Below are 10,011 nucleotides of genomic sequence, written 5' to 3' on the forward strand. Positions count from 1 at the left end.
GAATCGATTCGATCGAACCGATTCGACTACGCTAACAAAACATGGATACCGAGGCAACAGCGGCGCGGGCACGGCCCAATCTAGCCGCTGTTGCCGCGCTCGCCGGGGTCTCGCCATCCACTGCATCCCTCGCTTTCAGCGGCTCAGGGCCGGTGTCTGCGGCCACTCGCGCTCGAGTACTCGCCGCCGCTGCCCAACTGGACTACGCGGGTCCCGACCCCCGTGCGCAGTCGCTTCGGCACGGTCGCTCCGGCATTATCGGGGTCGTCATCGAGGACCGCCTTCGCGATGCCTTCCGCGACCCGATGAACATCGCGATGCTCGATGGCATCGCAGACGAGACCGGATCCGTCGGGGCCGGCCTCCTGCTGCTCACCGAGAACGGTGAGGGTGCTGCGAGCATCCGCAATGCACCAGTGGATGCGGTGGTGCTGATCGGCTGCAGCACCAACCTCGCGGCCCAGGTCGCAATCTTCCGCCGGCGCGGGATCGCACTGGTGGCGATCGAGGCCGAGCCGATGGACGATGTGCTCGCGATCGACCTCGACAATCGCAGTGCCTCCCACGCCCTCGCCCGCCATCTCGCGAAGCTGGGCCACCGTCGGGTGGGGATGGTGACGCTGCCGCTCGATGCCCGGCGTACTCGCGGGGTGCTCACGGAGGCGGCGATCGCGGCGAGTACCGGATACACCGCGCGTGAGCGCATCCGAGGGGTGCGGGAGGTCTTTACGGATGCGCCGGGAATGATGGCTGCGGTGAGCAGCATCGACGAGGGATTCACTGCCGGTCTGGCGCTTCTGTCGCACCCGAGCACACGACCCACTGCGGTGATCGCGCAGAGCGACCTGCTTGCGGTGGGAGTGATCCGCGCCGCCGAGCAGCTCGGACTCGGCGTGCCGCGCGACCTGAGTATCGTCGGGTTTGACGGGGTGAAACTCGACGGAATTGCGCCATACGACCTGACCACGATGGTGCAGCCTGCGGTGGAGAAGGGACGGGCGGCGGGTCGCGCGGTCATTGCACTGCTCGGCGGTGAGCATCCGCTTCCCGTGTCATTCACCTCGCGATTTCATCTCGGCACAACGACGGCGCCGCCCTCGGGTTAGTCGGTGTCTGTGGCTAGCCGGTGTCTGTGGTTCATGAGTAGCTGTGATTCATTAGTAACTATGAGACTGACGATTCTCGGCACAGCCGCGCCGTATCCCCGACCCGACAACCCGTGCTCGGGCTATCTCGTTCAGCAGGGCGACACCTCGATCTGGGTGGATGCCGGAACCGGCACTCTTGCCGAGCTGCAACGCCATGTCGCAGTGCGCGATCTCGATGCCATCTGGATCTCGCACGCCCACGCCGATCACACGGCCGACCTGCTCACCGCGTACTACGCGCTGCGATTTGCCGGCCCGCCGCGCGCGCGCCCACTGCCACTGATCGGACCACCCGGACTGGTCGAGCGGATGGTGGGATTCCTCGGTCACCGATCGGCGGCCGTGATGGACGAGGTATTCGAGGTTACCGAGATGCGCGGGTGGCACGACGCAGTCGTTGGCAAACTCTCTCTGAGCTGGGGTCCGCTCGATCACGGGATGCCCGCGTTCGGACTCCGCGTTCAGGCTGCCGACTCCGTGCTCGCCTACTCCGGTGACTCCGCGTACTGCGAAGGCCTGGTCGAGCTCGCTGAGGGCGCGGACCTGTTGCTCTGTGAGGCGGGGGCGTCGCAGCATCCGCCCACCGGTGCCGTTCACTGCACCCCGGAGGATGCCGCACTGCTCGCCAGTACTGCCGGGGCGAAGCACCTTCTCCTGACCCACTGTGAGGCTCCGGATGCCCGCGATCGTGCGCTCGCCGGGTTCCCGTCGGTGGAACTCGCGGTGCCAGGGATGACCCGGGAGTTCTAGTCGAATTGCTCTTGCCGACTTTGTCACAGCTGTCACCGGGCGGCCATTTGCACCGCTTAAGCTGGGCGTCATGACCACCGCATCCCCGCTCCCGTCCGGTATCCACAGAGACGAACTCGACCCGGCGGTGCGTCCGCAGGACGACCTGTTCCGGCATGTGAACGGTAAGTGGATCGACCGCACCGAGATTCCCTCGGACAAGGCCCGCTACGGGTCATTTCACGTACTCGCAGAAGTGGCCGAAAATGCCGTGCGCGAGATCATCGTTGAGGCGCAGGGCTCTGCTGTCGGCACCGAGGAGCACAAATTCGGCGATCTTTACGCGAGCTATATGGACGAGGCGCGCATCAACGAACTCGGTGCTGCACCCCTGGCCAATGACCTTGCATCGGTCGACGCGGTCAGCGACATCCCGAGCTTGCTCGAGACCCTCGGGCGCCTCGAGCGTCAGGGTGTGAGCGGCTTCTTCCAGCTATATATCGATAACGATCCGGGCAACCCCGAACGCTATATTGCACTTTTTGAGCAGGGTGGACTCGGTCTTCCCGACGAGAGCTACTATCGCGAAGAGAAATTCGCCGATATTCGAACCGCCTATGTCGGTTACCTGGCGAAAATGTTTTCACTTGCCGGCGCAAATCAGGCCCCGGAGCGCGCCGCCCGTGTACTCACCCTCGAAACCGCCATCGCCGCATGCCACTGGGACAACGTGATCTCGCGCGACTCGGAGAAGACCTACAACCTCAGCACCTGGGCGGACCTCGTGACGAGCGCATCGCGCGGGCCCGAAAATACCGGGTCGAAAAACGCGTCGGCGACCGACGGGCCAGACCTCAATCGCTGGCTCGATGCGCTGGATGCTCCAGCCGGCGTCTTCGATGAGCTGGTGCTCAGGCAGCCGTCGTTCCTCGATGGTGTTGCGGCGCTGCTGGATGCCGGGCATCTGGAGGCCTGGACCGACTGGCTGCGCTGGCAGGTCATCCGCTCGTCTGCCGCCTATCTTTCCGATGACTTCGTCGAGGCCAACTTCGACTTCTACGGCCGCACCCTCACCGGTACCCCCGAGCTCAGGGACCGCTGGAAGCGTGGCGTCTCGCTCGTGGAGGGCGCGATGGGCGAGGCCGTCGGCCGCATTTATGTGGAGCGGTACTTCCCGCAGGGGGCGAAGGTAGCGATGGATGTGCTCGTCGACAACCTCGTCGAGGCCTATCGCCAGAGCATCACCGGACTGGCCTGGATGACCGCGGCCACCCGCCTGCGGGCCATCGAGAAGCTCGACAAGTTCACGCCGAAGATCGGCTATCCGGTTCGGTGGCGCGACTATTCCCGCCTCGAGATCAGCCCGACCGACCTCATCGCTAATGTGCGGGCGACGAGCGAGTTCGAATTCCAGCGGGAGCTGGGCAAGATCGGCACGCCGCTCGACCGCGACGAGTGGTTCATGACACCGCAGACCATCAACGCGTACTACAACCCCGGGTTCAACGAGATTGTCTTTCCCGCGGCGATTCTGCAGTATCCATTCTTCGACGAGACCCGGGATGCCGCGGCCAACTATGGCGCGATCGGCGCGGTGATCGGCCACGAGATCGGCCACGGTTTCGATGATCAGGGCTCGAAGTACGACGGAGATGGCCGACTCACCGACTGGTGGACCGCGGCTGACCGCGAGGCGTTCGAGAAGCTCACGGGCTCGTTGATTGCGCAGTACAACGCGCTCGCTCCCCGCCAGGTGCCCGGGCATCATGTCAACGGCGCTCTCACCATCGGTGAGAATATCGGCGACCTCGGCGGCCTGTCGATCGCATGGAAGGCCTACCTGATCTCGCTCGCTGGCGAGCAGCCTCCGGTGATCGACGGGCTCTCTGGTGCCGAGCGATTCTTCCTTTCCTGGGCGCAGGCCTGGCAGCAGAAGGGGCGTGACGAGGAGGTCATCCGCCTGATCGCCACCGATCCACACTCTCCCAACGAGTTCCGCTGCAACCAGATCGTGCGCAACATCGACGGCTACTACGACACCTTCGCCGTGACCGCGTCGGATGCGCTGTGGCTCAATCCCGACGAGCGCGTGACCATTTGGTAGCTACCACCCGGGACAACGAACGCCGGGAGCATCTGCGCGCACAGCGCACTGGCCGCCATCGCGGAGTCGGCGGGGAGGAGAGCTTTGCCGCCGGGTTCTCCGCTCTTGCCGAACTGGCCTATGCGGGGGCCGCGGTATCCGCCAGTGTCATCGACCTGCGCACCGGTCGCACCCTGGTCTCAATCGATGATCAGGTCGCGATGCCGACAGCGAGTGTGGGCAAGATCCTCCTGCTCATTGAGGTCTCGGCACGCATCACCGCCCGGGATGCTTCGGGGTTCGGCATTCTCGATAAGACACCGGGTGACGCGGTGGGCGATTCCGGCATCTGGCAGCAGCTGCAAGCTCCCGCTTTTCCGGTGGTCGACTTGGCCCTTCTCGTCGGAGCCACGAGTGACAACCTCGCCACGAACGTGCTTCTTCGCCAGGTCGGTTTGGATTCCGTGCGGGCGCGAGGTGAGTCTCTCGGGCTCGCGCGAACCGCACTGCTCGATCTCGTGCGGGACCATCGTGGTCAGGATGATGCGCCGCAACTGTCGATCGGATCCACCGCCGAGCTGGCGTGGTTGTTTTCCGCGCTCGCTGCCGGACAGATCGTCGACACTGTCACCAGCACGCGTGTGCTCGACTGGCTCTCCCACAATCCAGATCTCTCCCTGGTGTCGAGTGCATTCGGGCTGGATCCGCTCTCGCACCGCACGCCGGATCTGGGGCTGCGCCTCATTCATAAGACCGGCACCGACGCGGGGGTGCGCGCGGAGGCCGGCCTCCTGAGCGGATCCCGCAGCGGCGTCGCCTATGCCGTCACCGTGCAGTTCAGTGAAACCGATCTTGCAGCACGACTCCGCGTGCTCGACGCGATGCGCGTGTTCGGTTTCGACCTGCTTGAGTACGTGTACTAGCTCCACCCTCGGGTCCCCACCAGTGCTCGAGCATCTCGCTTGTGTGAATCGACGTGGCAGTAGTTGCGATTTCACTCGGTGGCAAAGTCACAACTGCTACCGAGTCGATTGGGACGCCGACGAGGAAGGATTCCCGCATGATCTAGAGAGTCCAACGCGCGCCGCCCGGCAATGAGGACGTCGGAAGCGAGGACGGCGTGAAGGAGGACGGTGTGTGGCTCTGGCGGGACCCAAGGCTCGAGACCCGCCTGAAGCGCTGGATGTGCTGTTAGCGTCAGGCGCTTAGGTTGTCCCGAGTGAGTTGAGTCGCAGTCTCAGAAACCGCATCAATGCCGAAGAGGGCGGTCACCGCATCGCTGAAGGACTGCCCGTCGCCCGCCCGTGCGAGCTCCCGAGCGCGAACAGATGGCGTGTGGAGCAGCACGCCGGTGAGGTGGCGGAGAGCGGCTTCGATGCGTCCATCCTCGTCACCGCGGGAGTGGGCCCGGGTGATCTCGGCCTCCAACAGCCCGAAGACGTGGCTGCGCAGGGCGACTATCGCGGGAGTGAGTTGCTGCTCCGTAGTGGACGCAGCGAATTCGCTCGCGACGCTGCTCACCAGAGCCCGTGCGTCGCGGGTGGCGCTGAGTTCCTCCAGCGGAGCGTGCAGGCTGATCGTCTCGAGGTCGAGCAGTTCGATGCCGGTGATCGTGGAGACATCGGGATCCACATTGCGGGGAAGACCGAGGTCGATGACGATACGCCGATCACCGGCAACCAGGTGCGCGGCACTGACAACAGGAGCTTCGGATGCCGTGCAGGTGATCACAACATCGGCAGCCGCGAGTGCTGTGACGAGATTCGTGCTCGCGGTGAGGCCGAGACGCAGAGCGAACTTCGCCGCGCGACCGGACGGGGAAAAAACTGTGAGGTCTTCTGCGCCGCGATCGCGAAGAGCCGCGACGGTGGTCGCCGCATACTGTCCGGTGCCGACGATGAGCACGCGGGAGGAGGACCAGTCGACGATGCGACTTGACGCAAGTTCGAGGCCGAGCCGCACCAGTGAACGTCCGGCGCCGCCAACGGCTGTCTGACTTTTGACCTCGCGAGACGTATTCGCTGCCTTCTGGAATAGCCGCTCGAGACCGGATGACGTGGTGCCGGCGATCCGGGCTTGTGCGAGCGAGCGACGCACCTGACCCGAGATCTCATCTTCTCCCACGATCACTGACTCCAGTCCGCTCGACACCGCAAACAGGTGCTCGGCGACGTCAGTACCGCTCAATACAGTTACCGACGATCGGAGTTCTTCCGCATCCACGCCGCTCGCCAGCCCGATGACCTGCATCGAGTTCTCCATAGCGGCAGCCGAATCGGCAGCAAGCGAGTCATCGATTTCGAGGTAGGCCTCGAAACGGTTGCAGGTGGCAAGCACGACGGCACCCGAGATGGCGACGCTGTCGGAAACGAGGATGCCAGCCGCCCGCGGCGCACCGATCGAGAGCTTCTCGAGCATCTCAAAACTGGTGTTGCGGTGGTTGGCGGTCAGACACATAAGCACCCTTATAGCTTACGTCCGCAAGATGTGGGGTCGACGCGCGCGCGACTCGCAGGGCCCTCGACCATACTTAAGCATGTGAACCTTCCCGTTAGTCATCCGCTCATGGACGGTCGTACGGCCGATTCCCCGATCATCCGGGCCTATCGCGGGGACCGTCCAGACACCGTGCCGGTCTGGTTCATGCGCCAAGCTGGCCGCTCTCTGCCGGAGTACCGGGCGCTGCGGGTGGGCACCAAAATGCTTGACGCGTGTCTCAACCCGGAAATGTCGAGCGAGATCAGCCTCCAACCGGTGCGCCGCCATGGCGTGGACGCCGGCATCTTTTTCAGCGATATCGTCGTTCCCCTCAAGCTCGCCGGCGTCGACGTGGATATCGTGCCGGGTCGCGGCCCGGTGCTCGGGGCCCCCATCCGGTCGGCGGCGGATGTCGCGGCTCTCCGTGAGCTTGCCCCGGATGCCCTCGCTCCCATCTCCGAGGGCGTCGCGCGCACGGTCGCGCAACTCGGCACCACCCCGCTGATCGGCTTCGCGGGTGCACCGTTCACCCTGGCCGCCTACCTCGTGGAGGGTGGGCCATCGAAGGACCACTTGCGCGCTCGCACCCTGATGCACGCCGATCCGCTCGTCTGGGATGCCCTGCTCACCTGGGCAGCGGGCGTCACCGGAGCCTTTCTGCGAGCGCAGGTGCTTGCTGGCGCCAGCGCTGTGCAGCTGTTCGATTCTTGGGTGGGGTCGCTGTCGGTGGCCGATTACGAGTCACGGGTCGCGCCATTCTCCCGCCAGGCGATCGCGCACGTCGCCGATCTCGCGGTGCCGGTCGTGCATTTCGGTGTGGGCACCGGTGAACTGCTGCGCTCAATGCACGCGATCGGAGCCGATGTGATGGGGGTCGACGATCGGCTGCCCCTGGATACGGCATCCGCTCGTCTTGGCGCAGCAGTGCCGCTGCAGGGCAACATCAACCCGGCCATGCTCGCCGCGCCCTGGCCGGTGCTCGAAGCTCACGTACTCGACGTGATTGCTCGCGGACGAACGGCCACTTCCCACGTGCTGAACCTCGGCCACGGCGTGCCGCCGGAGACCGACCCCGACGTGCTTACCCGAATCGTGCAGCTCGCTCATCGGGATGGTGCTGCACATGCCTAATGCGATCGTCGTCGGCGGAGGGATCGCCGGTCTCGTGATGGCACGCGACCTTGCACTCGGCGGACTGCACGTCACACTGCTTGAGGCCTCTGATCATCTCGGTGGCAAGGTCGCCCGCCATACGGTCGCGGGGATCGACCTCGATGCCGGCGCGGAGAGCTTCGCCACCCGTCGCAACACTGTCGAAGACCTGGCCAAGCAGCTGGGCCTGGGAGCGGATGTCGCCCGCCCGAACCCGCGGGGAGCGTGGCTGCTGACGGCCGAGGGCCTCGCCCACCCGATGCCCCGCACTGGCATCCTCGGAATCCCCGGCATAGCGCTCGCGGCAGACGTGATTGAGGTCGTCGGGTTCTGGGGCGCACTGCGTGGCCAGCTCGACGCCCTGATGTTCGGCTTTGCCGGGTCGAAGGAACGCAACCTCGGGCGCCTGGTGCGGCGGAGGATGGGCCGACGCGTGCTCGAACGGTTGGTCGCACCGGTAACGCTCGGCATCCACTCCCGACACCCTGACGAACTCGATGTGGATGTTGTCGCCCCGGGGCTTCGGGCGGCGATGCTGTCTACCGGGTCGCTGTCGAACGGAGTTCGCTCGCTGCGGGAGTCTGCCCCGGCTGGCACAGCGGTCTCCGGATTGGTTGGCGGGATATTTTCTTTGGTCGAAGCGCTGACCCGTGATCTTGAGCGATTCGGTGTGAGGGTACGACTCAACTCCCCGGTGGCGGCGATCAGCGCATCGACCGCGACTCTGGTCGATGGGCAAACTCTTCAGGCCGACACCGTGGTTCTCGCGGCACCTCTGACGGCCGAAGGTGCTGTGGCCGCTACTGCAGCTATCGTGCTCGCGACGCTCGTTGTGGATGCGCCGGAACTGGATGCTGCACCGCGAGGCACTGGCGTGCTGGTCGCCCGCCCGCCCGTCGGCTCACAACTTCAGGCCAAGGCCCTCACCCATGGGACGGCCAAGTGGGACTGGCTGGCCGCGCGGGCGGCGCGCCATCGCCATGTACTTCGACTGTCGTATGACGGCGCAGTAGCCGAGAAGTTCACCGACTCCGAGTTGCGCGATCTCGCGCTGCGGGATGCCGGGGTGCTGCTCGGGGTCGCCCTGACCGCGACATCCGTCGTCGAGTTTGCCCGGGTGCACTGGAGCGCCCCGGCGGACCGGCCGGCACCCATCGAGGGCGTGACCGTCATTGGTGAAGGTGTTGCAGGAACCGGCCTTGCTGCCGTCATTGCCCAGGTGCGGCTCGAATCTGGACGTTTGCTGAAGAATATGGGGGCGTAGCCCCCGGGGGCTACTGTGGAAAGGGAGCATTCATATGCTCATCCGGGCACGTACAGAACGGAGCAACCATGCGAAGCAAGATTCTGCTTGTTGTTGGATTGGCGGCCGGGTATGTGCTCGGCGCGAAGGCGGGGCGGGACCGCTACGAGCAAATTAAACGGGCCGCCGACACGCTCTGGAGCAACCCGCGAGTGCAGCGCCAGGTGAAGAAGGCCGAAGAGCGCGCACTGGATTTCGCCCAGGGCAGGGCATCCGGGGTCATCGACTTTCTCAGTGACGGGGCGAAAAAAGTCGTCTCACGATCAGGCACAACGCGATCAGACACAAAGCGATCAGGCACAAAGCGGTCAGACACAAAGCGGTCAGACACAACTCGATCAGCTGCAAAGCGATCGGGCACATCCCAATCGGGTAAATCTGCGCCCGCGCGTTCATCATCGGCGGCCAAGCCGGCCTCCACCAGCGTTGAGTAGAGCGTCGTGAACGACGACAGCACGGCCCGCAAGTCGCTCTTTGCCCTGATCGCTGACCTGCCACGCCTGGTCATCGGGCAGGTAAAAAACGAGATCGAGCAGCTCAAGAGCGAGATGATCGCCAAGCTCAAACACGTCGGGATCGGTGCCGGTCTCTTCATCGGTGCGGGATTTGTCGCCTTCTGTTTGTTCGCAGTGCTGATCACGGCCGCTATCCTGGCGTTTGCAACCGTCGTGCCCGGCTGGCTCGCCGCGCTCATCGTGGCCGCCATCCTGCTCGTGATCATGGTCGTCCTCCTGCTCATCGGTGTGCGCCAGGTGAAGCGGGGAGTGCCGCCGACGCCGACCAAGACCATCACGAGCGTGAAAAAAGATGTGAACGCCCTCACGGGTCTGGGAAAGCGGGAGAGTCGATGAGTGATGAATCAGTAGGCGAGTCGATCGAAACCCGGATCGCTGCCACCCGTTCGGAGCTTGAGCGCACGCTCGACGCGATCGAGGACAAGCTCGATGTGCCGAAGCGGGTCGGCAAACTGACAGCAAGGGCGCAGGCGTCCTTTGAGCAGAACCCCGTACCGTGGAAGGTCGGAGCGATCGCAGCCGCGATCGTCATCGGCGGCATCGTTGCCTGGGCGATCTTCAGCGACGACTAGAGACGGTTTCATCACCGGCAATACGACAGAT

Annotated in this window: 10 protein-coding genes; 9 read left to right on the forward strand and 1 reads right to left on the reverse strand. The window is 64.7% G+C overall.

Annotation, left to right across the window (positions count from 1 at the left end; genetic code table 11):
* The first annotated feature begins 41 nt into the window (after positions 1 to 41).
* From IWX88_RS11660 to IWX88_RS11675, 4 genes are all read left to right on the forward strand, one after another.
* The gene (locus tag IWX88_RS11660; protein WP_196830498.1) at positions 42 to 1,106 is read left to right on the forward strand and encodes a LacI family DNA-binding transcriptional regulator; all 1,065 of its coding nucleotides are present in this window, start codon (positions 42 to 44) and stop codon (positions 1,104 to 1,106) included.
* A gap of 60 nt (positions 1,107 to 1,166) precedes the next feature.
* Positions 1,167 to 1,898, forward strand: a complete 732-nt coding sequence (locus IWX88_RS11665) for an MBL fold metallo-hydrolase (RefSeq protein ID WP_196830499.1) — start codon at positions 1,167 to 1,169, stop codon at positions 1,896 to 1,898.
* Between the two features lie 70 nt (positions 1,899 to 1,968).
* A complete protein-coding gene (locus IWX88_RS11670) occupies positions 1,969 to 3,981 on the forward strand; it encodes a M13 family metallopeptidase (RefSeq protein ID WP_196830500.1) in 2,013 nt (670 codons plus the stop codon).
* The gene (locus tag IWX88_RS11675) at positions 3,975 to 4,883 is read left to right on the forward strand and encodes a serine hydrolase (RefSeq protein ID WP_196830501.1); all 909 of its coding nucleotides are present in this window, start codon (positions 3,975 to 3,977) and stop codon (positions 4,881 to 4,883) included. The genes IWX88_RS11670 and IWX88_RS11675 overlap by 7 nt, the downstream gene beginning before the upstream one ends.
* Positions 4,884 to 5,157: 274 nt before the next feature.
* Here IWX88_RS11675 and IWX88_RS11680 read toward each other — a convergent pair whose 3' ends face one another.
* Positions 5,158 to 6,423, reverse strand: coding sequence for a glutamyl-tRNA reductase (locus IWX88_RS11680; RefSeq protein WP_196830502.1), 1,266 nt, complete (start codon positions 6,421 to 6,423; stop codon positions 5,158 to 5,160).
* 102 nt (positions 6,424 to 6,525) lie between these two features.
* Here IWX88_RS11680 and hemE point away from each other — a divergent pair, with 102 nt between their 5' ends.
* The 5 genes from hemE (at position 6,526) to IWX88_RS11705 (ending at position 9,980) form a co-directional block, all read left to right on the forward strand.
* Positions 6,526 to 7,569: a uroporphyrinogen decarboxylase gene (hemE, locus tag IWX88_RS11685; RefSeq protein WP_196830630.1), complete on the forward strand. Its 1,044-nt coding sequence runs from the start codon at positions 6,526 to 6,528 to the stop codon at positions 7,567 to 7,569.
* Positions 7,562 to 8,854, forward strand: coding sequence for an NAD(P)/FAD-dependent oxidoreductase (locus IWX88_RS11690; RefSeq protein ID WP_196830503.1), 1,293 nt, complete (start codon positions 7,562 to 7,564; stop codon positions 8,852 to 8,854). The genes hemE and IWX88_RS11690 overlap by 8 nt, the downstream gene beginning before the upstream one ends.
* Before the next feature lie 68 nt (positions 8,855 to 8,922).
* Entirely contained in the window at positions 8,923 to 9,327 is a 405-nt protein-coding gene (locus tag IWX88_RS11695) for a YtxH domain-containing protein (RefSeq protein ID WP_196830505.1), read from the forward strand.
* Positions 9,328 to 9,333: 6 nt separating this feature from the next.
* Positions 9,334 to 9,744 (forward strand): phage holin family protein, encoded by a 411-nt coding sequence (locus IWX88_RS11700; RefSeq protein WP_196830507.1) that lies wholly within the window; start codon positions 9,334 to 9,336, stop codon positions 9,742 to 9,744.
* Positions 9,741 to 9,980, forward strand: coding sequence for a DUF3618 domain-containing protein (locus IWX88_RS11705; RefSeq protein ID WP_196830509.1), 240 nt, complete (start codon positions 9,741 to 9,743; stop codon positions 9,978 to 9,980). Before IWX88_RS11700 ends, IWX88_RS11705 begins: the two co-directional genes overlap by 4 nt.
* The last annotated feature ends 31 nt before the right edge of the window (positions 9,981 to 10,011 follow it).

The organism is Frigoribacterium sp. CG_9.8 (assembly GCF_015751965.1).
Taxonomy (GTDB): domain Bacteria; phylum Actinomycetota; class Actinomycetes; order Actinomycetales; family Microbacteriaceae; genus Lacisediminihabitans.

Coding starts and splice junctions, on each gene's coding strand:
- IWX88_RS11695 (WP_196830505.1), top strand. CDS start 8,923: ATGCGAAGCAAGATTCTGCTTGTTGTTGGATTGGCGGCCGGGTATGTG.
- IWX88_RS11660 (WP_196830498.1), top strand. CDS start 42: ATGGATACCGAGGCAACAGCGGCGCGGGCACGGCCCAATCTAGCCGCT.
- IWX88_RS11705 (WP_196830509.1), top strand. CDS start 9,741: ATGAGTGATGAATCAGTAGGCGAGTCGATCGAAACCCGGATCGCTGCC.
- hemE (WP_196830630.1), top strand. CDS start 6,526: ATGGACGGTCGTACGGCCGATTCCCCGATCATCCGGGCCTATCGCGGG.
- IWX88_RS11665 (WP_196830499.1), top strand. CDS start 1,167: ATGAGACTGACGATTCTCGGCACAGCCGCGCCGTATCCCCGACCCGAC.
- IWX88_RS11670 (WP_196830500.1), top strand. CDS start 1,969: ATGACCACCGCATCCCCGCTCCCGTCCGGTATCCACAGAGACGAACTC.
- IWX88_RS11690 (WP_196830503.1), top strand. CDS start 7,562: ATGCCTAATGCGATCGTCGTCGGCGGAGGGATCGCCGGTCTCGTGATG.